We start from the raw sequence: 23822 nt of genomic DNA on the forward strand, positions 1-23822 counted from the left end.
CCATGCAGGAACATGATACCTCCTGGGTACGCACCGAAATGGCACTGGCGCAACAGGCGCCGGCCGGAGTGCGGGGGCCTTTGGCATGGGTTCGTAAGAACCTGGTCGGTTCGGTGGGCGACGTCATCCTGACTGTACTGGCTATTGCGCTGGTGGTGATGATCGTGCCGCCCATCATCAACTGGGCCTTCATCAACGCCCAATGGGTGGGGCCGGATCGCACGGTATGCGCCACGGCAGCGCAAGGCGGCATCCAGCCGGACGGCTGGTCCGGCGCCTGCTGGGCCTTCGTCAACGCCAAGTTCGGTCAGTTGATGCTTGGCCGTTATCCGATCGAAGAACGCTGGCGGCCGATCCTGGTCGCCATCCTGTTCGTGGTGCTGCTGGTGCCGCTGCTGATCCCGCGCGTGCCACGCAAGGGGCTGAACGCCATCCTGCTCTTCCTGGTGCTGCCTATCGTCGCCTTCGTGCTGCTGGTTGGCGGTATGTTTGGCCTGCCCCATGTCGAGACGCAGCTGTGGGGTGGGTTGCTGGTGACGCTCAGCCTGTCCTTTGTAGGTATTGCAGTGTCGCTGCCGATGGGGATCGTGCTAGCGCTCGGCCGACGCTCCAAGATGCCGATCGTCAAGACGCTGTGCGTGATCTTCATCGAGTTCGTTCGCGGCATCCCGCTGATCACCGTGCTGTTCTTCGCCAGCGTCATGCTGCCGCTGTTCCTGCCTGCGGGCGTTTCCTTCGACAAATACCTCCGGGCGTTGATCGGTGTGTCGTTGTTTGCCGCTGCCTACATGGCCGAAGTGATACGCGGTGGTCTGCAGGCGATCCCCAAGGGTCAGTACGAGGGCGCGGATTCGCTTGGCCTCGGCTACTGGCAGAAGATGACGCTGATCGTACTGCCGCAAGCGCTGAAGCTGGTCATTCCCGGCATCGTCAACACCTTCATAGGCATGTTCAAGGACACGAGCCTGGTGATCATTATCTCGATGTTCGACCTGCTTGGCGTCGTCAAGCAGAACTTCGCGGACGCCAATTGGGCGACGCCGCAGACCGCGAGATCTGGTCTCATCTTCGCAGCCTTCGTCTTCTGGCTGTTCTGCTTCGGCATGTCGCGCTATTCGATGTACACGGAACGCCGGCTCGACACCGGCCACAAACGCTAAGAACAAAAAGGGGAACCTGCCATGGTCATAGAAAACGCCGTCAGCGCCGAAGAGATCAAGGTCGATGCGAAGAAGATGCACATCTCGACCACCGATGTCGCCATCGACATCATCGGCATGCACAAATGGTATGGCGAGTTCCATGTGCTGAAGGACATCAATCTGAAGGTGATGCGCGGCGAGCGCATCGTCATCTGCGGTCCTTCGGGCTCCGGCAAGTCGACCATGATCCGCTGCATCAACCGGCTGGAGGAACACCAGAAGGGCAAGATCATCGTCGACGGCAAGGAGCTCACCAATGATCTCAAGAAGATCGACGAGGTGCGCCGCGAGGTCGGCATGGTGTTCCAGCACTTCAACCTGTTCCCGCATCTGACGATCCTGGAGAACTGCACGCTGGCGCCGATCTGGGTGCGCAAGACGCCGAAGAAGCAGGCCGAAGAAATCGCCATGCACTTCCTCAAGCGCGTGAAAATCCCGGAACAGGCCAACAAATATCCGGGCCAGCTGTCCGGCGGCCAGCAGCAGCGCGTAGCGATCGCACGTTCGCTGTGCATGAACCCGCGCATTATGCTGTTCGATGAGCCGACTTCGGCGCTCGATCCCGAAATGATCAAGGAAGTGCTGGAGACGATGGTGGGCCTGGCCGAGGAAGGCATGACGATGCTGTGCGTCACCCACGAGATGGGTTTTGCCCGCAAGGTCGCCAATCGGGTGATCTTCATGGATCAGGGCCAGATCGTCGAACAGAACACGCCGGCCGAGTTCTTCGACCATCCGCGCCATGAGCGCACAAAGCTGTTCCTGTCGCAGATCCTGCACTGAGCATTTTCATGCAAACCAGAAGAGCCCGGCCGTAATGCAGCCGGGCTCTTCTGCTATTTGGGGCCGGAAGATGACGCCGGGAGGCCGCAAAGCCGCCGCCGCATGAGAAAAGCCCTGCGTTTCCTGGCCATGCTGGTTGTCGCGCTCGTGCTTGCCGCCACGCTCGGCACGCTGGTGCCGCGCCCGCTCTGGCCGGCGTCAGCGGCGGGCGAGGGCACGCGCCATATTCTTGTGCTGAAGAATCCGATCCACACCGACATCGCCATTCCGGTCGATGATGCGGTGCGCCAGCGCTTCCATTTCCTGGTCGATGCCGGCATCCCCGCCGACGCTCCCGAAGTGCGGTACATCGTCTTCGGCTGGGGTGGCCGCGCCTTCTATCTGGAGACGCCGACCTGGTCTGAGCTGAAACCAGTGCCTGTGCTCAAAGCATTGACGCTGGACGCCTCGGTCATGCATGTCGATATCGCCGGCGCCATCACCGAGCCGCATCCTGACGTCACCGGCTTCGACATCGATGAGGCGCGGTTTGCGGCACTGCTCGATTACATCGAAGCGAGCTTCCAGCAAGGGCCGAACGGTCCGGTGATCATCGAGAACGCCACCTATTCTCGCTTCGACCGCTTCTACGAGGCCAACGGCCATTTCAACGCGCTGGTCGGCTGCAACACCTGGACGGCGGCGGGCCTGCGCACCGCCGGTCTGCGCACCGGCTGGTGGAATCCGCTACCGGCCTCGCTCGGCCTGTCGATGCGGCTTTACAACTAGCTGAAAACGGTAGGCATCCCGGCGACGTCTAGCGCCGGATGATTTTCTGCGGCTCCCAACCGTAGAGCCAGTCGAGATCGGCCGCGAGCTTGTCGGGCGAGCGCATGGATAGGAACAGGTTGCGGGCGATCGCCACCGGGCCGGCGGCATGCCAGGCCAGGCGGTTGACGGCGCCGCGACGTGCGGCTTTGGCGACACGCGGCCGCCGCAGGTTTTCCCAGATCTGAAGACTCCCCGCCAGATCGGCAGGGAAATCGGCAATGACGTCAGCCAGCAGCACGGCATCCTCGATCGCCATGGCGGCACCTTGCGCGGCAAACGGCGTCATCGAATGCGCGGCGTCGCCAATCAGGGCGATGCCTTGCGAGCTCGTCCACCGCGCCTGCTCGACGGTATGGATCGGAAAGGCCGTCCAGGGGCCGGCCAGCGCCACAAGCTTGGCCAGGCCCGGCGCTGTGCCGCGCGTGGCGCTTTCGAGAACAGCTGGCTCGGCATGGCCCGACCAGCCTTCGGCAATACGCTCGCCCTTGGTGAAGGCGGCGAGATTGAAGGCGCGGCCGTTGCTAACGGGATAGGCGACCATGTGGAAGCCGGGATGCAGGAACGTGGTGACGCAGTCTGCGGCAGCGATGGCGGCAAAGGCTTCGCCGGCGGCGCTCTCAGCGGCGATCGTGGCTCGCCAGGCGAGTTCGCCTGAGAAGCGGCTTTTCCCGAATTCTTTGCCTGCGAGTTGCGCCCGGACCGACGACCAGACGCCGTCGGCGCCGACCAGCAGCCGGCCGCTTGCCTCGATCGCACGGCCATTCGCTTCGGCGCTCACGGCAACATCTGGGGCATTGACGGCGATGCTGCTGACGCGTGCACCCGTGACAAGCTCAATCCCCGGCCGCTCAGCCACCTGCGCCAGCAGCGCCGCCTGCAGATCAGCGCGGTGGGCGACGAGATAGGGCGCCTGCCAGCGCGCTTCGGCGGCTTGCCCGAGCGGCACCCGCGCCAGTTCGCGCAGCGTCCCGGCATCCTTGAGCACCACCGCTTCCGGCCGCAAGGCCTTTTGCAGCAGCCGGTCGAGCACGCCGAGTTTTCGAAGAATGCGCGTTGCGTTGGGCGAAAGCTGAATGCCGGCGCCGGCCGCTTCGAGGCGCGACGCCTGTTCGAACAGCCTTACCGCATATCCGCGTTCGGCGAAGGCAAGGGCAGCCGTCAGCCCGGCGACGCCGGCCCCGGCGATTATGACTTGCCGGGACCTGATGTCTTCCATCGGGCTTGCCGCGACAGGATCAGGCGGCCTGGTCGATGTAAATGCAGCCGGCCGGCACCGTTTCCGTCGCCTTCAGCTTCGCCGAATAGCGGTAGAGCGTCGAGCAATAGGGGCAGACTTTTTCATTGTCGTCGCCCATGTCGAGGAAGACATGCGGATGATCGAAGGGCGGGTTGGCGCCCGTGCACATGAATTCCCTGACACCGATGTCGATTGCCGGATGGCCCGCATCGTTCTGGAAATGGGGAATGGAACCGCCTGCCATCGTCGTCTCCTTGATCTCGTCGAAAAGCATCTGGATCATAACAGGCCTGTTTGCAAGATCGATGAAATGAAACTGTCGCAAAAGGCTGGCAGAGGATAAGTTGAGCCGGTTAAGCGCATGACCCCGGAAGCCGAGCGATTCCGCGACGGATCACGCGTCACAAAGGCATGTTAGAGCGTCCATGACCATTCCGGCATGTGCGGCGCTCCAAAAGGAACGGTTGCGGGCAGGAAACCATGAATGAACTGAAGCCGGTGCAGAGCGAATTCATCAATGTCGAGGTGGCAAGCCCCGAGGGCGGCAACCCTGACCGCTTCGTCAACCGTGAATTCTCCTGGCTGCAGTTCAACCGGCGCGTTCTCGAAGAATCGCAGAACGAACACCACCCGCTGCTCGAACGGGTCCGTTTCCTGTCGATCTCGGCCGCCAATCTTGATGAATTCTTCATGGTCCGTGTCGCCGGTCTTGCCGGCCAGGTGCGCGAAGGCATCGCGCTCAAGAGCCCCGACGGGCGCACGCCCGAGCAGCAGCTCGAACAGCTTTTGCGCGAGGTCGAGCGGCTGCAGGAGGACCAGCAGAACAGCCTGTCGGCGCTGATGCTGCTGCTCAACAAGGAAGGCATTGAGAGCATCACCCGCGATGCACTGACCAAGGATGAGAAGGTCTGGCTCGAAGACCATTTCCAGGACCAGGTCTTCCCGGTGCTGACCCCGCTGTCGATCGACCCGGCGCATCCGTTCCCGTTCATTCCCAATCTCGGCTTCTCCATGGCGCTGCAATTGCGCCATCGCAAGAATGGCGAGGAGATGAGTGCGCTTCTGCGCCTGCCGGTGGCGCTGAAGCGCTTCATCCGCCTGCCGGACCGCAAGCAGCATGTTCGCTTCATTCCGCTCGAGGAGGCGGTCGGCCTCTATATCGGCAAGCTGTTCCCCGGCTACGAGGTCAAGGGCTCCGGCACCTTCCGCATCATCCGGGACAGCGATATCGAGGTCGAGGAAGAGTCCGAGGACCTCGTGCGCCTGTTCGAGACGGCGCTGAAGCGCCGCCGCCGCGGTTCGGTCATCCGCATTGAATTCGACAAGTTGATGCCCGGCGAATTGCGCGAGTTCGTTGCCGGCGAGCTTGGCGTCTCTTCGAGCCGCATTAGCGTTCTGACTGGCCCGCTGGCGCTCAGCCAGATTTCGGAGATCGTCTCCGTGCCGCGCGACGACCTCAAGTTCAGGCCCTACAATCCGCGCTTTCCCGAGCGAATCCGCGAACATGGCGGCGATTGTTTCGCGGCCATCCGCGAGAAGGACATCGTCGTCCACCACCCCTACGAATCCTTCGACGTGGTGGTGCAGTTCCTGCGCCAGGCGATGGCCGACCCGGAAGTGGTGGCGATCAAGCAGACGCTCTATCGCACCTCGAACGACAGCCCGATCGTGCGCGCGCTGGTCGATGCGGCCGAAGCCGGCAAGTCGGTGACGGCGCTTGTCGAGCTCAAGGCGCGCTTCGACGAGGAAGCCAACATCCGCTGGGCGCGCGATCTCGAGCGCGCCGGCGTCCAGGTCGTGTTCGGTTTCCTCGAGTTGAAGACCCATGCGAAAATGTCGCTGGTGGTGCGGCGCGAGGACGGCAAGCTGCGCAACTATGTGCATCTGGGCACCGGCAACTACCATCCGGTCACCGCGCGCATCTACACCGACCTGTCCTTCTTCACCACCGATCCGACGATCGCGCGCGATGTCGCCCAGCTGTTCAACTTCATCACCGGCTATGCCGAGCCGACGGACGAGATGCGGATCGCCATCTCGCCGTTTACGCTGCGCAGCCGCATCCTGAAGCACATCGCCGACGAGATCGCCCATGCGCTGGCCGGCCGGCCGGCGCGTATCTGGATGAAGATGAACGCGCTCGTCGATCCGAACATCATCGACGCGCTCTATGACGCCAGCCGCGCCGGCGTCGAGATCGACCTCGTCGTGCGCGGCATTTGCTGCCTTAGGCCACAGGTGCCAGGCCTGTCGGAAAACATCAGGGTCAAGTCGATCGTCGGCCGCTTCCTCGAACACAGCCGCATCTACTGCTTCGGCAATGGCCATGGCCTGCCGTCGGACGAGGCGATCGTCTACATCTCCTCGGCCGACCTGATGCCGCGCAATCTCGACCGCCGCGTCGAGACGATGGTGCCGATCACCAATCCAACTGTGCATGAACAGATACTTGGCCAGATCATGCTGGGCAACATCATGGACAACCAGCAAAGTTTCGACGTATTGGCTGACGGAACCTCCCGGCGCGTGGCGCTGGAGGAGGGTGAGGAACCGTTCAACGCGCAGGAATATTTCATGACCAATCCTAGCCTGTCCGGACGGGGCGATGCGCTGAAGTCGCATGCGCCCAAGCGCATCGCGCAGTTCAAGCGCCGCAAGAAAAACGCTGCAGCGTCCGGCTGATGATTTCAACTTCCCAGGGCCGGCTGCAGGATCGCCGACCGCTGTCCATCATCGACATCGGCTCGAACTCGATCCGCCTTGTCATCTATGAAGGGCTGGCGCGCTCGCCGACCCTGCTGTTCAACGAAAAGATGCTGGCCGGCCTCGGTCGCGGCATTGTGTCGACCGGCAAGCTCGATCCCGAGGGCGTGACCCGCTCGATGGAAGAGTTCCGCCGCTTCCGCGCGCTGTCCAACCAGGCCGGTGCCGAGCACATGTATGTGCTGGCGACCGCCGCTGCCCGCGAGGCGATCAACGGCCCCGATTTCATCCACCGCGCCGAGGATGTACTCAAGACCGAGATCCGCGTGCTGACCGGCCGGCAGGAGGCGCATTATTCGGCGCTCGGCGTCATCTCCGGCTTCCACCCGGCCAACGGCATTGCCGGCGACCTTGGCGGCGGCAGCCTGGAGCTCATCGACATCAATGGCGAGGCGATCGGCGACGGCATTACGCTGCCGCTGGGCGGCCTGCGGCTGCAGGACATGGCGAAGAATTCGCTCGCCCAGGCGGCCAAGATCACGCGCGAGCAACTGGCGCGGGCCAGGCTTCTGAAGGGCGGGCAGGGCAGGCCCTTCTATACCGTCGGCGGCACCTGGCGAAACCTCGCCCGGTTGCACATGGAAATGAGCAACTATCCGCTCGGCGTCATGCACCATTATGAGATATCGACCGAAAGTGCTTTGAGTTTCCTCAAGCAGGTGGCGCGGCCCGAGATCGAGAAGGTCCGCGGTATCGAAGGCGTCTCCAAGAATCGCCGCTCGCTGCTGCCCTATGGCGCGGTCGTGTTGCAGGAGATCATGGCGGCGATGCAGCCGTCGAAGATCATCGTTTCGGCACTGGGCGTGCGCGAGGGGTTCCTTTATTCGCTGCTCGACCAGGCCGAGCAGAAGGCCGATCCGCTGGTCTCCGCCTCGGAGGAACTGGCCCGGCTGCGCTCGCGTTCCGTCACCCATGCGCATGAGCTTGTCGAATGGACGGGCAAGACCTTTGCCGCCTTCGGCATCGACGAGACCGAGGACGAGGCGCGCTACCGCCATGCCGCCTGTCTGCTGGCCGATATAGGCTGGCGCGCACACCCGGAATATCGCGGCAAGCAGTCGCTCAACATCATCGCCCACGCTTCCTTCATCGGCGTCGACCATCCCGGCCGTGCCTTCCTGGCGTTGGTCAGCCTGTTCCGTCATGAGGGCGTGTTCAACGATGCCGCGCCGGAAATCCGCGGGCTGGCGACGCCGCGCTATCTCGAGCGCGCCCGCATCCTGGCGGCGGTGCTGCGCGTCGTCTATCTGCTGACCGCGGCCATGCCCGGCGTCATGCCAAGACTTAAATGGGAAAACCGCGGCAATGGCACGCTGGCGCTGGTGCTGCCGGCAGCACTTTCCGACCTTTACGGCGAGCGCCCGGCCGGACGTCTGGCGCAACTGGCGCGGGTCACCAACCGCCGGCTGGTGCTGGCGGTTGAGGGTGGGCCGAGCGTGTCGGTGAAGTAGTCCAGACGCGCTCAGCCGCGGCCCACAGCGATCCGCCCATCGATCGACCAGGCGCCCGCACCAGCCATGGCCAGCGCCAGGAAGCCGCCGGCGATGGCAATGTCCTTCATCAGCATCTGCTGGTGCATGAAGGCGAGCATAGGATCGTCGCCGCCCTGGCCGTAGTGGCCAATAGTGCCCGCGATGACGCAGAAGGCGGCAAGAAGTATCGCAACGACAGGCGTCTGAAAGCCGACCAGGATCAACAGCCCGGCGATCAGCTCGAACAGCCCTGTGCCCCAGGCGGCAAACGTCGGCAGCGGCAGGCCGAGACCGGCGAAATAGCCAGTCGTACCGGCAATGTCGGCAAGTGCATGGTAGCCGGATGGGATGAACAGGGCGGCGAGCAGCAGCCGGGAAAGCAGAAGCAGTGCATCGCGGGGCATGGTCGTCTCCGTGTCTGTCCGCCGGCTGTTCTGAACCCGATCCTAGCAGGGATGGGACGCGGGCGCTCTTAGACAGACAACGAAAAAGCGGCGCGGAAAATTCCGCGCCGCTTTTTTCAGGCTTGGGAGGGGGAAAAGCTCAGCCGCGCCTGGCGTCGATCGAGTAGGCACCCGCACCAGAGGAAGCCAGCACAAGGAAACCGCCTGTGATGGCGACGTTCTTCAGGAAATGGATCATCTGATTCTGGTCGGCCCAGCCGGTATGGGCCACAAGAGCCGTTGCGATGGTGAAGATGGCGAGCACCCAGGCGGCGATGCGAGTCTGGAAACCAACGAGGATGGCAATGCCGCCGAGCAACTCGATCAGGCCGACGACAATGGCCGTTACGGTCGGCACCGGCAGACCCATGGCGCCGAAATAGCCGGCGGTGCCGGAAATGGCGGTGAGCTTGCCGAAGCCGGAAAGCAGGAAGATGGCGGCGAGCAGGATGCGGCCGAGCAGGATGGTGGTGGAACTGTTGGACGCGGTGCCGGCGCCGGCGGTGGAAGTGTTGATGGACATGGTGGCTCTCCAAGAAGGGTTGATGCCCTGTCAGATAGACCAAGCCGACTGTTCACCAAAGCCGCCAGCCCGGCGACACATTGTTCACAGAGCGTACATTTCCGTGATCGGACGAAGGGCGCAAAATTCGTGTCGCATCAGCCTTTGACGGCAGTAAATTTTCCCACCCTCAAATTCTCTGATGCTAGTCGACGCAATTCCCCAGGGAATCGCGACGCGGCTGGAACTGCTTATCCCGGATGCGTCATGTCCTCGGGCCGCACGAGCCGGTCATAGTCGGCCGCGCTGACCAGCCCGGTGGCCAGCGCTTCCTCGCGCAAGGTCGTGCCTTTCTTGTGCGCGGTCTTGGCGATCTTGGCGGCATTGTCGTAGCCGATTGTGGGCGCAAGTGCCGTCACCAGCATCAGCGAGCGGTCGAGCGCCGCCTTGATGTTGTCCTCGCGTGCCTCGATGCCGACGATGCAATTGTCGGTGAAGGAGATCGAGGCATCGGCGAGCAGCTGCACCGACTGCAGGAAATTGTAGGCCATCAGCGGGTTGTAGACATTGAGCTCGAAATGGCCCTGGCTGCCGGCGAAGGTCAGCGAGGCATTGTTGCCGAACACCTGCACGCAGACCTGCGTCATCGCCTCGCACTGGGTCGGGTTGACCTTGCCCGGCATGATCGAGGAGCCCGGCTCGTTTTCTGGCAGAGACAGTTCGCCGAGGCCCGAGCGCGGGCCAGAACCGAGGAAGCGGATGTCGTTGGCGATCTTGAAGAGCGCCGCGGCGGCGGCGTTGATGGCGCCATGCGAGAACACCATGGAATCATGCGCGGCAAGCGCCTCGAACTTGTTCGGCGCGGTGACAAAGGCGATGCCGGTGATGGCGGCGATGCGGTCTGCCACCTTTTCGGCGAAGCCCACCGGCGCGTTGAGGCCGGTGCCGACGGCGGTGCCGCCCTGGGCCAGTTCCTGCAGGCCGGGCAGCGTCATCTCGATGCGCTTGATCGACGAGGCGACCTGCGCGGCATAGCCCGAAAACTCCTGGCCAAGCGTGAGGGGAGTGGCGTCCTGCGTGTGGGTGCGGCCAATCTTGATGATGTGGGCGAAGGCCATGGTCTTGGCCTCGAGCGCGGCATGCAGATGCTTCAGCGCCGGCAACAGGTCATGCACGATGCGCTCGGCGCAGGCGATGTGCATGGCCGTCGGATAGGTGTCGTTCGACGACTGGCTCATATTGACGTGGTCGTTGGGGTGCACCGGCTTCTTCGAGCCCATGACGCCGCCCAGAAGTTCGATCGCCCGGTTGGAGATCACCTCGTTGGCATTCATGTTGGACTGCGTGCCCGAGCCGGTCTGCCAGACCACCAGCGGGAAATGGTCGTTGAGCTTGCCGTCGATGACCTCTTGCGCCGCCTCGATGATCGCCTTGCCGATGGCCGGATCGAGCCGCTTCAGCTCCATATTGGCTTCCGCCGCCGCCCGTTTGACGATGCCAAGCGCACGCACGATCGAGGCCGGCTGCTTTTCCCAGCCGATCTTGAAATTGCCGAGGGAACGCTGCGCCTGAGCGCCCCAATAGCGGTCGGCGGCGACCTCGATGGGGCCGAACGTGTCGGTTTCGGTTCTGGTCTTGGCAGCGGTCACTTGTCTCTCCGGCGATCGAATTCGGCAACGGCGTATCGCGTTGCACAAATCGCTTCAAGCGAAGATTGCGAAGGGCGACGATGCGAATCGGTTGAAGGGTGCGAGTGATCTCCCCTCTTGAGGGGGAGATGTCGCCGAAGGCGACAGAGGGGGTCGGTACGTTCCTGGCGCGACTCCCAGAGCCGACGGAGCAGGCTGGCGCTCCATGCGAGACGACCCCCTCTGGCCTGCCGGCCATCTCCCCCTCGAGGGGGGAGATTCCGCCTCACCCCAACGGCGGACCAACAATGTCGATGCCATTCTTTGCGCAGAGCTGCACCAGAACCGCGATGAGTTCCGGCGTCGGTTCCATCTGCGGCGGCAGTTCCGGCCGTTCGGCCGGGCGACCCGCCTGGCGCAGAAGCGTTTCGAAATCCGCACCGCGCGTGACGGTGAGGGTGCGCGCGCCCTTGTGCGACTCCACCCGGTAAGTGTGCGGCAGGCCTTTCGGTGCGATGACCGTATCACCGGGGCCTGCAAGTCGCTCCTGGCCTCCGATCTGAAAGCACATCCGCCCTTCCAGAACATGAAATACCTCGTCTTCCCGGCGATGCACATGCAGCGGCGGAGAGTCGCCAAACGGCATGCGATGCTCGACGACGCAGATGCCGTCCTCTCCCGCGGCCGACGAGATGTGGATCGCGATAAGCGTGTTGTTGAACCAGAAGAGTTCCTTGCCTGTGATCGCCCCGGGGGTCATTGTCATGGCTCTCTACTCCTTTTGTTGCCTGTGCCGACTGGGTGGCGCTGACGACGACCTAACCAAGGGCATGCCCGCTACGGAAATCGAATGATTGTATGGCGTGAATTGATGCGATGAATTTGAACGCGCTCGACCTCAATCTTGTCCGGGTGTTCGACGCGCTTTTGCGGGAAAGAAGCGTTACGCGTGCCGGCGAGCAGATCGGCCTCAGCCAGCCTGCCGTCAGCGCTGCGCTCAATCGCCTGCGGCATGCCCTCAACGACCAGCTGTTCGTGCGGCATGGCAATGAAATGGTGCCGACACCGCGCGCCGAGAGCCTGGCGGAGCCGTTGCGCGTGGCGCTTCGCGAAATCGAACGTGTCTTCCAGTCTGTGAAAAACTTCGATCCCGCGGAGCTCGACCGAACCTTCACGCTGATGGGCGCGGACTTCTTCTCCATGATGCTGATGCCGTTTCTGGCGGCACGTATCGCCGAGGTGGCGCCCCGCGTATCGTTCCGCTTTCTGGACAGCGCGCGCGGTGACGTTTCGAGGCTGCTCCAGGAGGATGAAATCGACGCAGCACTTGAACGTCCGTTGACCGTTTCCGATTGGGTCTCCAGCACACCGCTGTTCCATTCGCCATTTGCAATCATTGCGGCGAGGGACAACGCCGGGATCAGGCGGACCGGGCTCGCGGATGGCGAGCCCCTGCCGATGGACCTTTTCTGCGAACTGCCCCACGTTCTTCGCTCAATCGACGGTTCGATGTCGGGCTCCACCGACGAGGCGCTTGGCAAGATCGGGCGGACGCGTCGTGTAAGCCTGGCATTGCCGCACTTTCAGGCTGTCGCGCTGGCGGTGGCGAGCGGAAACTATCTTGCCGCGGTTCCCAGGCAGTTCGCGGTTTGGGCGGCGAAGAGCCTGCCGCTCGTCATCTTTGAACCGCCTCTCCCCATTTCTGTTCCTGAAATCAGGATGTACTGGCACGCGCGCCACGATGACGAGCCGCCGCATCGCTGGGTTCGCAATCAGATACTCGAAGCTGTTGGAGTGCTTGGTTTCAGGGACGCTGGCGGTTCATAGCGGCCGACTGGTTCTCACCCCGCCGTATACCCGCCATCGATCGCAAAAATGCCACCGCTGGTCCACGCCGCCTCGTCGCTGGCGAGGTAGACTGCGATGCCGGCAAGATCCTTGGTCTGGCCGATGCGGCCGAGCGGATAGCTGCGCTCGACATAGGCCTTGAGTTCCGCTTGCGCTGCCGCCGGCAGGTTTTCGATCGACTTGCGCCGCATGGCGGTGTCGACCGTGCCGGGCGCGATCGCGTTGACCCTGATGCCGCGCGGGCCGAGCTCGAAGGCCAGCGACTTGGTCAGTGAGTTCAGCGCGCCCTTGGATAGGGAATAAAGGCTCGACGGCCGCTTCGGGATCATCTTGTTGGCGAAGTAGGACGAGATGTTGATCACCGAGGCGCCCGCGCCGAACTGCGGCAGTAGCCGCTGGGTAAGGAAGAACGCCGCCGTCACATTGAGCGCGAAGGATTGCTGGAACTGGTCCTCGGTGACTGTCTCGAACGGCACCAGATAGGCGACGCCGGCATTGTTGATGAGGATATCGAGCGGGCCGTTTGCCTTCGCGCGCTCGACCACGGCAGCGATACCGGAAGAGGTTGAAAGATCGGCTGACAGGGTCTCGACGTTACCCGCCACTGTCCGGCGCGCTGTCTCGAGCTTGTTGGTGTCGCGGCCAACGATCAGGACGTCAGCGCCTTCACGCAAAAAGGCTTCCGATATGGCCAGGCCGATGCCATCCGAACCGCCGGTGACCAGTGCCCGTTTGCCAGAAAGTCTCATTGAAGGCCAAGTCGCATCGGATGCTCTCGCTGTTCCAGGTCAGGAAAGCAATGCCGATCGGCGAGGGCGGTCAAGCCGCTGGCCTATCGCTCAGTATGAACTTCGTTGGCTGCATGCCGATCCATTTACCGCAGCAGCGATTGCGATGTCGGCGACAGCCGCAAAGTTTCAGTCGGCCTGGTCGTATCGGCCGCTTGCTGAAACGACTGCCACCATGGCGAGGCGGCAAGCGCTGCGTCATGGCGACCATGCGCTTCGACGCTGTCGAAACCCGTGATGGCGATGAAGACGTTTTCGCCCAGGCGAACCGGCAGGCGGGGAAAGCTGTTTTCGGCATGTTCTGTGATGAAGGCGCCGAGCAACCGCCCGCCGGCGGCGGCAAGGACCGGAACGGTATCCGTTTCGAAATTGCCGGCGAAATCGGCCTTGGCGCCAGGCCGCGGATGATGAATCTGGATGACAACAATACCGGTCAAGCGATTGTCTGTGCTCGGCTTTCCATGATCCGGTAAAGCGCCTCGCTGCGCGGCCGACAGGTCGAACCCGGCGCCTGGCCAAGCCGGCGTCAAGAGCAGCACATCGTCGGAATCGATCATCGTCGCATTGGCGGCGTCACGGTGCGCCGCCCACACCGGCCCGTCATAGAAGGCGGTGAACGCCTCCTTCCGCGCTTCCATGTCGCCAAAACCGCGCAGCCAGACGAACATGTCGGGCCGGTCGAGGTCGCGGAACTGGCCGATGATGGTCATGCCGGCGTCTTCCTGGCCTTCGATGAACTGGCTGTCGAAGATGTCGATCAGAGTCTCGCGCCGGCCTGGTTTTAGCGTGTATTGCCGCAACTCGACGACCGGTGAGGCGAGCAGACTTGCCGTCGCACGCGCATTCAGGGGCATGGTCATTGTGTCGTCTCCAAAACAGGATGATCATCCGGTTTATAAAACAGACCGGTTGTCCTGTTTTGTCAATCTGCTATCGTTCGCAAATGTCAGCAGAGATTGCTCAGGTCCCAAAAGGGCCGCCGCGAAAACGCACCAACGATCCCGAAGGCCTGCGCAACAAGGTGCTCGATGTCGCCGAAGCGTCGTTCCAGGCGCGCGGCTACAATGCCTCCAGCTTCGCCGACCTGATGGCGGCAGCCGGCGTCAGCGGCGGCGCGCTGCATCACCATTTCCCGACCAAGAAGGCGCTCGCCTTGGCGGTGATCGAGGAGCGGGTGGCTGCCGCCCTGGACGAGACCTGGATCAGCCCGGTAAGGGCGGCTGATACGGCACGCGAAGGCGTGCGCGCAGTCTTCGAGGCGGTGGCGGCTGAATTGGAGCAGCAGGGCTTCGTTCGCGGCTGTCCGCTCAACAATCTGGCGCATGAATTGTCGCTCGCCGATCCGGATTTCCGTGCCGCCCTTGCACGAATCTTCGCCGAATGGCGTCAGGCGATCGCCGACAAGATCAGGGCCGATCAGCAGGCGGGGAGGGAGCAAGGCACCGATCCCGAACGCTTTGCGGCATTTGCCGTCGCCGTCTATTCCGGCGCCATGTCGATGGCCAAGACGGCGCAGGACGCCAGCGTGTTGCGCGATTGCCTGGCCGAACTTGAAGGCAGCCCAACGCCGCCATTCCCGAGCAGAGCGAAGCGGCGTCGCAGGATTCTGCTGCGGCCGGGAAAACCTTGAGGCCAGACCAGCGCTGTTCTAATTGGCAAGCGGTTTGATCGTCTCGTAGCCGTTCACCGATTCCGAACTGGTGCCTTCGTCGTAGCGCCGTGCGAGAGACGCCTGCAGATCGGGCGCATAGAGCGCGGTGAATGTGTCCAGCGTCTCGCCGTCGCCGTTCTTGAACGTCTCCTTGACGGCCAGCACATTGTATTTGCAGCCGCCGACGCTGAATGTCTCCTTGCCCTTGACGACGAGGCTCAGCGTCTTGGTGCTCTTCGGCTGCTTGTTGGGCGACAGCTCGACGAATTCTATCGTGCTCTTGGCCCCCGTCTTCAGCGGAAACAGTTTTCGCAGATCAGAAAACGGGATCATGGCCACCCGACCGGTATCACTGTCGCGAAACACTTCGACCAGGCCGCCGAACAGGAACTGCGTCTGCGGCGATTGCGATCCGTAGGTGTTGGCGACGGACACCATGCCGCCGGCCACCGGCCGAAACTCACTGCGGATGCCGGGCATTTCCAGCACGAAGCCGGCCTTGGCCGATTTTGCGTTGACGCAATCGGCGGCATGCACCGCACTTGTCGACAACAACACAACCAAAATCATACCGATCGATGCGGTTTTCATGCTTCCCCCTCTGCTCAGCCTGCCACGCGCCAATATTAGCAAGAAATGCCGGAACTACGGTGCACTATTGATTGTCAATCGTGGCAACTGGACGGCGGGGCGCCGGCTGTGCTGAAACTCAGGCCATGAATCGCATCTCGACCCGGCGCAATTTCCTCGCACAGGCAGCCGGCCTTGCCATGGCTGGCCTGCTGCCGCGCGCCGCCTTTGGCCAGACCGGAAAGCGCATCCAGCCCATCGACGCCACCTTCCTGTTCATCGCCGATGTCCATGCCTGTCGCATGGCGAGCGGCCTGAGCCCCAATTGTCTGCAGGAAGGCAAGACCGATGCCGCGCTGTTGCGCAATGTCGTGGCCCTCAATGGCTTGGCCGACCGGCAATGGCCGGCCGAGATCGATGGTGTTGCGACCGGCCTGCGTTCGGCCGGCAGCCGCATCGGCGCGCCACTCGGCCTCGTCGTCGGCGGCGACATCACCGACGATGGCGGCGGCCAGATCACCGAGCCCAGCGAAGGCACGCAGCTGATGCAATTCAGCCAGCGCTACAGTCAGGGCGTCGGCCCGGACCGCGTGCACATGCCGGTCTATGTCGGGCTCGGCAATCACGATCTCGACCAGAATGGCTCGCCGCCGCACGTCGATTGGTACCGGCGTGAATTGCGCGACTATGTCGAGGTCAACCACCGCCCGGGCGTGTTCTTCAAACCGCCGGTGCCGGCCACCGAATATGATGTCGACACCGACTGCTATTCCTGGGATTGGGGCGGCCTGCATCTCGTCCAGACGCACCGTTTTGCCGGCGACACCGGCCACGGCGCGGTGAGCAGCCTGCCATGGCTGAAGCAGGATCTGGCAACCTACGCCGCGGACGGCCGTCCCGTCATCCTGTTCCAGCACTATGGCTGGGACACTTTTTCGGTCGAGCGCTGGGATCCGGCCAAGAGCACCTATGACGATGAGGGCTCAGGCGCGCCGCACTGGTGGAGCGAGGCCGACCGGCAGGCGTTGCTGGCAGCGCTGAAGGGCTACAACGTCATCGCCATCTTCCATGGCCACCAGCATGAAGTGCCGATGATCTATAACAGCGATGGCCTCGACCTGTTCAAGCCCAAGGCCGCCTATATGGGTGGCTTCGCGCTGGCCAGGGTAACCGGCGAGGCCATGGATGTGGTGCTGGGCGAGGCGACCGATGATCATGGTGGGGTGAAATTCAGCAACGCTTTCAGCAAGAAACTGACCTTCTGACAGCGCACGAAAAAGGCGGCCGTGAGCCGCCTTTTTTGTCTGCAAAAACCGTGAAAGGGTCAGAGCGCCTTCTTGATCTTGTCCTTCACGTCGCCATAGCCCTTCTGCACTTTGCCGGCAATCTTGTCAGCCGTGCCTTCGGCTTGGGTCTGCCTGTTTCCGGTCGCCTTGCCGGCGGCCTCCTTGATAGAGCCCTTGACCTGCTTGGCCACGCCAGCAACCTGATCCTTGTTCACCATCTTTGCATCTCCTGGGATTTCATTTGCAGGGGGCAAAACGGGCAGGCGTGGCTTAGGTTCCCTGGACAGCAAATCATCGTCGCATTGGTTGCCTATCTGGTCGCCTGGATGCTTGCCGCCATCGTATGAGCGGCTAGTGTGACGAAAATCTTGGGGGGAGACCGTCTTGGCCGAATTCACGCTCATCATCGCCAACAAATGCTTTTCATCCTGGTCGCTGAGGCCATGGGTGGCGATGAAGCATCTGGAGATACCGTTCGAGGAAGGCTTCGTGCGCCTGCGTACGCCCGAGACCTTTGCCAATCTGGCGAGAGTGTCGCCGACAGGCCTCGTACCGATCCTGAATCACAATGGCAGGATCGTCTGGGAAACCCTTGCCATCCTTGAATATCTGGCCGACCTGTTTCCGGAGAAAAAACTCTGGCCGCAGGATATCGGCGCCCGTGCGTTGGCCCGCTCGGTGGCGACCGAGATGCATTCCGGCTTTCGCGAGGTGCGCTATGGCTGGCCGATGAATCTGCGCCGGCCAAAGGGGCACAAGCCGCTCGACGCCGAAGGCGAATTGCAGCGCGCGCGGATCGAAACGATCTGGCGCCAGTGCCGCGAACAACACGGCAAGGGCGGTCCGTTCCTGTTTGGCCATTTCACCGCGGCAGATGCCATGTACGCGCCGGTCGTCACTCGCTTCGACACCTATGGTGGCGAACTGGCGCCGGATACACGCGCCTATGTCGACGCGGTGCTGGCAACGCCGGCTATGCGGCACTGGTATGCGGAAGCGGCGAAGGAGACGTGGCCGGAACCCGGCCCGGACGAATAGGTCGACAGATGGTCGGGTGACGACATCCCTCGGGAGGGACCGATGGCCAGTAATGACGGATCGAGCGAAACCAGGGCCCAAAAAATCTTCCATTGCCGGCTGATCCCGCCTCGGCCGGACTTCGCCTTCACCATGACGGAGGAGGAGAGGGAACTGATGGGCCAGCATGCCGACTATCTGCGCGGCAAGCTGCGCGAGGGCACCATGATTTTGGCTGGTCCGGTCGCCGACCCGGCCGGCCCTTGGGGTCTGCTAATCCTGCGTGTCGAGAACCAAGCCGAGGCGAGGGCGGTGACCGATGGCGATCCGGTGTCGAGTTCGGGCCGCGGTTTCCACTACGAGATCCTGCCGCTGATCAGCGCGATCCTGTAGGCCGCTAGAGCAATTCCAGGAAAAGTATGAGCGGTATTCCCGGGAAAAGCGCGTTACGCTTTCCCTTGGGAATTGCGTCAAACAAAGAGATAAACCGGCCCATACAAGAACGCCTCTCGCACCGTTTAATGTGCGGGAGGCGTCCTGTTGCCAGCATTCTGAGATTGCTCTCTGTACTGCTGACGCCATAAAAATGCGCCGGCTTGGGAATGGTTCCAGGCTTGGTGAATTTTTTTTACGCCCGCCTTACCCTGCGCCGGCTCACCGGTTGAGGCGGCACGGCACGGCACTCCCAGGTTGAATTCTGGCCGGGGGAAAACCAGAAATTGACTCGGTGCCAAAAGAAGTCTACAAGACATATGTCGATATTTGTTTGACCGACTTTTGTTATCCGCGCACGCATGCGCGCCTTTGACGAACTTCCCCATCAAAAATCGAGACAAACGCTGTTGTGCAGTCGCACAATGGTGAACGAATATTTGCCAGGGAAAGGGTTCTTCATGGCCACCGGCACAGTGAAATGGTTCAACGCCACCAAAGGTTTTGGTTTTATTCAGCCTGACGACGGCTCCGCCGACGTTTTCGTCCACATCTCGGCCGTAGAGCGCGCCGGCATGCGTGACATCGTCGAGGGTCAGAAGCTCGGCTACGAGATGACCCGCGATAACAAGTCGGGCAAGATGTCCGCCGACCAGTTGAAGGCGGCCTGATCAAGAAATTCGGCCTTCCGGTGACCACGGATGTACTGGCACCGGTGAAAGGCTGAAAGGAGTGCCTTGCGCATCCAATTGGATGCGCGGCGCTTCCATGGAAGGTCAGGCGGTGCCTGGCCTTTTTCATTTTGCGTGTCATGCCGCTAAAAGTGCGCTGCACGCCGGCCGGAACGTGCTAAGGGACGCTCCAGCAATCTGAACCGCCCGTATTGCCCCGATGCCGTTCTGCTTTGGTCGTGACCGAAGACCGGTCTCGCTCTATCGGCATCAGGCTCCCGACAGGAGAAAGTCTTGACCACTCAATCGAAGACCGCCGACCAAGCCGGCTCGCTGTTCAGCAAGACGCAAACCCAGTCGATGTCGCTCAACCGCATCCTGTCCGAGCGTGATGCCGTGAGCGAGGCACGCGAAGCCAAGACCGCACGCTTGCGCGAACTGCGCAAGGAAAAGGAAGCCGACGAGATGGCAGCGGCGGCCGCCCTGGCGGCGTTGCCGAAGCGGGCAGGTAAACGTTGATGGCCACCAAGCGCGTACCGCCTACACCGATCGATTCCGATTCGACCATCGCGTCCATGGTCGAAGGCCTGGACAAGCCGGTCGAATATGTCCGCCGCGTGCTGGAAAAACTCGAGCGCTGCAAGCGCGCGCATGGCGATGCACAGGTGCGCGTCGGCGTGCGCGGCCGCGCCGAAGCCCCGAACTACCTGATCGAATATGTCCGCGAGGACAAAAAGACCCTGGAGCGGGTGACCTATCAGGATGCCGCCTACAGCGGCAGCACGCATCGCGAGCTGGCGGCGCATCACATCGCCGAGGCCAGGAACTGGTCGCCCGAGGAAATGAACATCACGGCGGTCTCGGCGCTGATCGGCCGCTTGCGCAATCCGCGCGCACCATCATCGCGTTTTTCCGACGAGGACTGACATGGCCATAAAGTTTTCCGCCAAGGACCAGCCGGCAGTGCCGGCTGCCGCTGCAAAGCCTGCCAAGCCCGCTGCCGCGCCGAAGGCCGCTGAGGCCACGGAGGCCGCGACCGACCTGTTCAAGTCGCCGGCGGACGCGCCGAAGGGCAAGGCAGGCAAGAAAAAATAGTGCCTTGCCGCAAGCTCCCGGTCATCCCGCCATCGCGCCCGCCGACCTGGCTGACGCACCAGACTTTTTGTCTGGCGATGAGGGCGCGGTCGTAATCTTCGACTGTCAGAGCTGCGGCGCCTGCTGTTCCTACTCCGCCGAATGGCCACGCTTCTCGATGGAAGACGATGCGCAGCTCGACCGGATCCCGGAAAAATTCGTGGCGGCTGACCTGTCCGGCATGCGCTGCGACGGTGTCCGCTGTTCGGCGCTGACCGGCGAGGTCGGCAAGCACACGGCCTGCGGCATTTACGAGATCCGCCCCGACGTCTGCCGCGCCTGCATGCCCGGCGGCGACGATTGCCTGATGGCGCGCAAGGCGCACGGGATGACGACAATCTAGCCAATCGCCCGCTTGCCCAACCTCACATCACCCGATAGCTTCCACGCCGGGCAGGGCGTTGGAGGATCCATGAGCATCGAATTCCTGTTGACGTCGCTGATCGTCGTGGCTTCGCCCGGCACCGGCGTTCTCTACACGCTGAGCGCCGGGCTTTCGCGCGGCGTGCGCGCCTCGATCATTGCCGCATTCGGTTGCACGCTCGGCATCATCCCGCATATGGCCGCCGCCATCACCGGCCTGGCAGCGTTGTTGCACACAAGTGCTGTCGCCTTCGAGACGCTGAAATATCTCGGCGTCGCCTATCTCCTCTACATGGCCTGGAACACGTTGAAGGAGAAGGGCGGCTTGAGCGTCGATGAAAACGCAGCACCCCGCTCGGCCGCCAAGGTCATCACCTCCGGCATTCTGATCAACATCCTCAACCCGAAACTGTCGATCTTCTTCTTTGCCTTCCTGCCGCAATTCGTCAGTACGACCGAACCAAACGCATTCTCGAAGATGCTGGAACTGAGCAGCGTCTTCATGTTTTTGACCTTCGTCGTGTTTGTCGCTTACGGGATCTTCGCCGCCTCGATCCGCAGCCACGTCGTGTCGCGGCCGAAGGTGCTGACGTGGATGCGCCGCACCTTCGCCGGCGCCTTCGTCATGCTCGGCGCCAAGCTGGCGCTGGCCGACCGGTAGACGTCACCGAAGGCGTGCTGGTCGGCTTCAAGGAGATACGCCTGCGTTTCGACACCGACGCGCCGCAGAGCAGTCTCGACCAGCTGGTCGAGCTCACCGACCGCTACTGCGTGATCTTCCAGACCATCCAGAACTGCCCCGAGACCTCGGTGAAGCTGCACAGGGCAGGGCACTAACCGGCACTGGCCCGGAATCTCGGATGCGAGGTTCCGGGTTCTGGTCTGAGCAGCTTCTAAGGTTTGGCCTCTATACTTTCATCGCGTCGACAACCGCACGCAGTCCCGCCGACATGTGACGGCGGCTGGGGTAGTAGAGATGAAACCAATCCTCCGGAGGACACCATTCGTCCAGGCAGCGTACCAGCCTGCCGTCGAGAATGTCGCGCTGGGCGCGGTTCTCCCAGACATAGGCCAGCGCGACGCCCGATAGTGCGGCGTGCACCATCAACTCATGGTCGTCGAGCGCAATCGGGCCGCTCGGATGGAAGGCGATGGCCTCGCCCTCCAGTTCGAATTCCCAGGGGTAGCGGATGCCGTTTGGATACATGTTCTGCACGCAGACATGGCCGCCGAGGTCGCGTGGCGTCGTTGGGATTTCGTGGTTGCGGAAATAGCCCGGCGAGCCGACGACCGCAAAGCGCATACGCGGTTTGATCTTCACGGCGATCATACCGTCCCGTAGGCTTTCGCCAAGCCGGATGCCGGCGTCAAAACCTTCCTCGACGATATCGACCAGCCTGTCGGTCGCCACGATTTCGACTTCGAGGTTGGGGTTATTCGTGATGAGCGGGCCGATAATGTGCCCCAACACGAAAGGCGCGATCGAGTTTGGGACGTTGATGCGCACTTTGCCAAATGGCGTGTCGCGGAACTGGTTGAGAGCATCGAGTGCCGCGCCAATGTCGCCGAAGGCCGGCGCCAGCCGGGCCTGCAACATCGCCCCCGCATCGGTCAGCGACACGCTGCGCGTCGTGCGGTTGAGCAGGCGCAGCCCAACGCGTTCCTCGAGATTGCTCACGGCATGACTGATCGCCGACGCGGTCACGCCACGCTCTTCTGCCGCGCGGCGAAAGCTGCTGTGCCGCGCCACCGCATCGAAGGCGGCAAGTTCAGAGAGATCGGTTGCGCGCATTGATGATTCTTGCTCAGGAGTGTCAAGACAATTGCCACTCTAATAGAGCTAATCGATTTGCGCCATCTTCTCCACGTCGCCGCAAGAAACCATTCAGCGGCTCACGGTCCAAAGGAGAGATAAAATGGCTGACTTCCCGATCCCCGCCAAAAACACAGTGTCGGCTTTCGCCAATATGCGCGGCCATCACGTGGCGCTGCGCGTCGCCGACTATGAGGTTGCCAAGAGCTGGTATGTTGACAAGCTCGACTTCCGCGTGGTTCACGAATGGCCGTTCGCCGACGAGCAACTCGCCTATCTCGCGCCGGCCAATGACGACCATTTCATGATCGAACTGCTGGGCGGCGGCGATCCGTTGCCGATCGATGCGCCGACCTACACCGATCTTGGCGATAGCCTGCGCTATGCCGGCTACCACCATTTCTGCATCAGCGTGGCCGACATAGAAGCGACCGTGGCCGAACTGCGCAAGCGCGGCGTCGCCATCGTCACCGAGCCGTTCAAGCTCGACGACATCAGCCGCAAGCTGGCCTTCTTCGCCGACCCCTTCGGCAATCTGATCGAACTCGCTGAGGTCGTCTGAGGCACTCTGCCAACCAGAAAGAAAAAGGGCGGCATTGCTGCCGCCCTTTCCGTATCTGAAGGCTGATGGGCTTGGATTAGAAATCCATGCCGCCCATGCCGCCCATGCCGCCGCCGCCCATGCCGCCGGGCATGCCGCCGCCAGCCGACTCCTTCTTCGGAGCCTCCGCGATCATGGCTTCGGTGGTGACGAGCAGGCCGGCGACCGAAGCCGCGTCCTGGAGAGCCGTGCGAACGACCTTGACCGGGTCGACGATGCCCATGGCGATCATGTCGCCATACTCGCCGGTCTGGGCGTTGTAGCCGAAGGTCGCGCCCTTGTTGTCGAGGATCTTGCCGGCAACGATCGAAGCTTCCGCACCGGCGTTCGAGGCGATCTGGCGGGCAGGAGCCTGCAGAGCACGACGAACGATGTTGATGCCAGCCGCCTGGTCGGCATTGGCGCCAGCAGCCTTGATGTTGGCCGAAGCGCGCAGCAGGGCGACGCCACCACCAGCAACGATGCCTTCTTCCACGGCCGCGCGGGTCGCGTTGAGGGCGTCATCAACGCGGTCCTTCTTTTCCTTGACTTCGACTTCCGTCGCGCCACCGACGCGGATCACCGCAACGCCACCCGCCAGCTTGGCGAGACGTTCCTGCAGCTTCTCCTTGTCGTAGTCCGACGTGGTCTCTTCGATCTGCTGCTTGATCTGGGCAACGCGGCCCTGGATCTCGGCCTTCTTGCCGGCGCCGTCGACGATGGTGGTGTTCTCCTTGGAGATCGACACCTTCTTGGCGCGGCCGAGCATGTTGAGGCCGACGTTCTCGAGCTTGATGCCGAGGTCTTCCGAGATGACCTGGCCACCGGT

At 62.5% G+C, this 23822-nt stretch carries 29 protein-coding genes and 1 pseudogene; 18 read left to right on the top strand and 12 right to left on the bottom strand.

The features are described from left to right. Positions 1 to 2: 2 nt before the first annotated feature. The 3 genes from AC04SH_RS24760 to AC04SH_RS24770 all read left to right on the top strand — a co-directional run bounded on the left by AC04SH_RS24760 (position 3) and on the right by AC04SH_RS24770 (position 2753). Positions 3 to 1160 (top strand): amino acid ABC transporter permease, encoded by a 1158-nt coding sequence (locus AC04SH_RS24760; RefSeq protein ID WP_477236351.1) that lies wholly within the window; start codon positions 3 to 5, stop codon positions 1158 to 1160. Positions 1161 to 1181: 21 nt separating this feature from the next. Beyond that, positions 1182 to 1985, top strand: a complete 804-nt coding sequence (locus AC04SH_RS24765; protein ID WP_023671483.1) for an amino acid ABC transporter ATP-binding protein — start codon at positions 1182 to 1184, stop codon at positions 1983 to 1985. 102 nt (positions 1986 to 2087) lie between these two features. Further along, positions 2088 to 2753 (top strand): TIGR02117 family protein, encoded by a 666-nt coding sequence (locus tag AC04SH_RS24770; RefSeq protein ID WP_488577036.1) that lies wholly within the window; start codon positions 2088 to 2090, stop codon positions 2751 to 2753. Positions 2754 to 2781: 28 nt separating this feature from the next. Here AC04SH_RS24770 and AC04SH_RS24775 read toward each other — a convergent pair whose 3' ends face one another. Then, positions 2782 to 4011, bottom strand: a complete 1230-nt coding sequence (locus AC04SH_RS24775; RefSeq protein WP_488577037.1) for an FAD-dependent monooxygenase — start codon at positions 4009 to 4011, stop codon at positions 2782 to 2784. A 19-nt stretch (positions 4012 to 4030) separates the two neighbouring features. After that, complete coding sequence (locus AC04SH_RS24780) at positions 4031 to 4276, bottom strand: zinc-finger domain-containing protein (protein WP_112562390.1); 246 nt, start codon at positions 4274 to 4276, stop codon at positions 4031 to 4033. Between the two features lie 236 nt (positions 4277 to 4512). On the opposite strand from AC04SH_RS24780, the gene AC04SH_RS24785 reads away from it, so the two are divergent. Both AC04SH_RS24785 and ppx read left to right on the top strand, forming a co-directional pair. Beyond that, positions 4513 to 6714, top strand: a complete 2202-nt coding sequence (locus AC04SH_RS24785) for an RNA degradosome polyphosphate kinase (RefSeq protein ID WP_477236358.1) — start codon at positions 4513 to 4515, stop codon at positions 6712 to 6714. Next, positions 6714 to 8246 carry an exopolyphosphatase gene (gene ppx / locus AC04SH_RS24790; RefSeq protein WP_488577038.1) on the top strand — a complete coding sequence of 511 codons (1533 nt, stop codon included), beginning with the start codon at positions 6714 to 6716 and terminating at the stop codon, positions 8244 to 8246. The genes AC04SH_RS24785 and ppx overlap by 1 nt, the downstream gene beginning before the upstream one ends. An 11-nt stretch (positions 8247 to 8257) precedes the next feature. Here the strand turns inward: ppx and AC04SH_RS24795 are convergent, their stop codons facing one another. The 4 genes from AC04SH_RS24795 to AC04SH_RS24810 all read right to left on the bottom strand — a co-directional run bounded on the left by AC04SH_RS24795 (position 8258) and on the right by AC04SH_RS24810 (position 11606). After that, the gene (locus AC04SH_RS24795; RefSeq protein ID WP_488577039.1) at positions 8258 to 8671 is read right to left on the bottom strand and encodes a DoxX family protein; all 414 of its coding nucleotides are present in this window, start codon (positions 8669 to 8671) and stop codon (positions 8258 to 8260) included. A 139-nt stretch (positions 8672 to 8810) separates the two neighbouring features. Continuing rightward, a complete protein-coding gene (locus AC04SH_RS24800) occupies positions 8811 to 9233 on the bottom strand; it encodes a DoxX family protein (protein ID WP_488577040.1) in 423 nt (140 codons plus the stop codon). Positions 9234 to 9463: 230 nt separating this feature from the next. After that, entirely contained in the window at positions 9464 to 10861 is a 1398-nt protein-coding gene (fumC, locus tag AC04SH_RS24805) for a class II fumarate hydratase (RefSeq protein ID WP_488577041.1), read from the bottom strand. A 265-nt stretch (positions 10862 to 11126) separates the two neighbouring features. After that, positions 11127 to 11606, bottom strand: a complete 480-nt coding sequence (locus tag AC04SH_RS24810; protein WP_488577042.1) for a cupin domain-containing protein — start codon at positions 11604 to 11606, stop codon at positions 11127 to 11129. 110 nt (positions 11607 to 11716) lie between these two features. Between AC04SH_RS24810 and AC04SH_RS24815 the strand changes: the two genes are divergently transcribed. Beyond that, positions 11717 to 12667: a LysR family transcriptional regulator gene (locus AC04SH_RS24815; protein ID WP_488577043.1), complete on the top strand. Its 951-nt coding sequence runs from the start codon at positions 11717 to 11719 to the stop codon at positions 12665 to 12667. A gap of 14 nt (positions 12668 to 12681) precedes the next feature. Here AC04SH_RS24815 and AC04SH_RS24820 read toward each other — a convergent pair whose 3' ends face one another. Both AC04SH_RS24820 and AC04SH_RS24825 read right to left on the bottom strand, forming a co-directional pair. Next, positions 12682 to 13437: an SDR family NAD(P)-dependent oxidoreductase gene (locus tag AC04SH_RS24820; protein ID WP_488577044.1), complete on the bottom strand. Its 756-nt coding sequence runs from the start codon at positions 13435 to 13437 to the stop codon at positions 12682 to 12684. A gap of 125 nt (positions 13438 to 13562) precedes the next feature. Beyond that, positions 13563 to 14336 carry an NIPSNAP family protein gene (locus tag AC04SH_RS24825; RefSeq protein ID WP_488577045.1) on the bottom strand — a complete coding sequence of 258 codons (774 nt, stop codon included), beginning with the start codon at positions 14334 to 14336 and terminating at the stop codon, positions 13563 to 13565. A gap of 83 nt (positions 14337 to 14419) precedes the next feature. Here AC04SH_RS24825 and AC04SH_RS24830 point away from each other — a divergent pair, with 83 nt between their 5' ends. Continuing rightward, the gene (locus AC04SH_RS24830) at positions 14420 to 15106 is read left to right on the top strand and encodes a TetR/AcrR family transcriptional regulator (RefSeq protein WP_488577046.1); all 687 of its coding nucleotides are present in this window, start codon (positions 14420 to 14422) and stop codon (positions 15104 to 15106) included. A gap of 18 nt (positions 15107 to 15124) precedes the next feature. Here AC04SH_RS24830 and AC04SH_RS24835 read toward each other — a convergent pair whose 3' ends face one another. Continuing rightward, positions 15125 to 15718, bottom strand: a complete 594-nt coding sequence (locus AC04SH_RS24835) for a hypothetical protein (RefSeq protein WP_488577047.1) — start codon at positions 15716 to 15718, stop codon at positions 15125 to 15127. 125 nt (positions 15719 to 15843) lie between these two features. Between AC04SH_RS24835 and AC04SH_RS24840 the strand changes: the two genes are divergently transcribed. Continuing rightward, on the top strand, positions 15844 to 16962 hold the full coding sequence (locus tag AC04SH_RS24840) for a metallophosphoesterase (protein WP_488577048.1): 1119 nt from the start codon (positions 15844 to 15846) through the stop codon (positions 16960 to 16962). A 59-nt stretch (positions 16963 to 17021) separates the two neighbouring features. On the opposite strand, the gene AC04SH_RS24845 is transcribed toward AC04SH_RS24840, so the two are convergent. Next, positions 17022 to 17201, bottom strand: coding sequence for a CsbD family protein (locus tag AC04SH_RS24845; RefSeq protein WP_192252721.1), 180 nt, complete (start codon positions 17199 to 17201; stop codon positions 17022 to 17024). Between the two features lie 166 nt (positions 17202 to 17367). Between AC04SH_RS24845 and AC04SH_RS24850 the strand changes: the two genes are divergently transcribed. The 9 genes and pseudogenes from AC04SH_RS24850 to AC04SH_RS24890 all read left to right on the top strand — a co-directional run. After that, positions 17368 to 18021, top strand: a complete 654-nt coding sequence (locus AC04SH_RS24850; protein ID WP_488577049.1) for a glutathione S-transferase family protein — start codon at positions 17368 to 17370, stop codon at positions 18019 to 18021. A gap of 42 nt (positions 18022 to 18063) precedes the next feature. Then, on the top strand, positions 18064 to 18393 hold the full coding sequence (locus tag AC04SH_RS24855; RefSeq protein WP_488577050.1) for a YciI family protein: 330 nt from the start codon (positions 18064 to 18066) through the stop codon (positions 18391 to 18393). A 500-nt stretch (positions 18394 to 18893) separates the two neighbouring features. Continuing rightward, positions 18894 to 19103, top strand: coding sequence for a cold-shock protein (locus AC04SH_RS24860; protein WP_023671502.1), 210 nt, complete (start codon positions 18894 to 18896; stop codon positions 19101 to 19103). Between the two features lie 294 nt (positions 19104 to 19397). Then, on the top strand, positions 19398 to 19622 hold the full coding sequence (locus AC04SH_RS24865; RefSeq protein ID WP_112562407.1) for a hypothetical protein: 225 nt from the start codon (positions 19398 to 19400) through the stop codon (positions 19620 to 19622). Then, positions 19622 to 20029: a hypothetical protein gene (locus AC04SH_RS24870; protein ID WP_488577051.1), complete on the top strand. Its 408-nt coding sequence runs from the start codon at positions 19622 to 19624 to the stop codon at positions 20027 to 20029. The genes AC04SH_RS24865 and AC04SH_RS24870 overlap by 1 nt, the downstream gene beginning before the upstream one ends. A 1-nt stretch (position 20030) precedes the next feature. Then, positions 20031 to 20198 carry a hypothetical protein gene (locus AC04SH_RS24875; RefSeq protein WP_488577052.1) on the top strand — a complete coding sequence of 56 codons (168 nt, stop codon included), beginning with the start codon at positions 20031 to 20033 and terminating at the stop codon, positions 20196 to 20198. Between the two features lie 46 nt (positions 20199 to 20244). Further along, positions 20245 to 20580: a YkgJ family cysteine cluster protein gene (locus tag AC04SH_RS24880; RefSeq protein ID WP_488577064.1), complete on the top strand. Its 336-nt coding sequence runs from the start codon at positions 20245 to 20247 to the stop codon at positions 20578 to 20580. Positions 20581 to 20649: 69 nt separating this feature from the next. Beyond that, positions 20650 to 21261, top strand: coding sequence for a LysE family translocator (locus AC04SH_RS24885; protein WP_112562411.1), 612 nt, complete (start codon positions 20650 to 20652; stop codon positions 21259 to 21261). 20 nt (positions 21262 to 21281) lie between these two features. Next, positions 21282 to 21437, top strand: a pseudogene (locus AC04SH_RS24890) (OsmC family protein); the annotation flags it as partial. A gap of 70 nt (positions 21438 to 21507) precedes the next feature. On the opposite strand, the gene AC04SH_RS24895 reads toward AC04SH_RS24890, so the two are convergent. Beyond that, positions 21508 to 22392 (bottom strand): LysR family transcriptional regulator, encoded by an 885-nt coding sequence (locus tag AC04SH_RS24895; RefSeq protein ID WP_488577053.1) that lies wholly within the window; start codon positions 22390 to 22392, stop codon positions 21508 to 21510. A 124-nt stretch (positions 22393 to 22516) separates the two neighbouring features. Between AC04SH_RS24895 and AC04SH_RS24900 the strand changes: the two genes are divergently transcribed. Next, a complete protein-coding gene (locus AC04SH_RS24900; protein ID WP_352590297.1) occupies positions 22517 to 22975 on the top strand; it encodes a VOC family protein in 459 nt (152 codons plus the stop codon). A 76-nt stretch (positions 22976 to 23051) separates the two neighbouring features. Here AC04SH_RS24900 and AC04SH_RS24905 read toward each other — a convergent pair. Continuing rightward, the coding region (locus AC04SH_RS24905) for a TCP-1/cpn60 chaperonin family protein (RefSeq protein ID WP_488577054.1) at positions 23052 to 23822 on the bottom strand (771 nt) is incomplete at its 5' end.

The sequence above is a fragment of the Mesorhizobium sp. CNPSo 4688 genome (genome assembly GCF_057784295.1).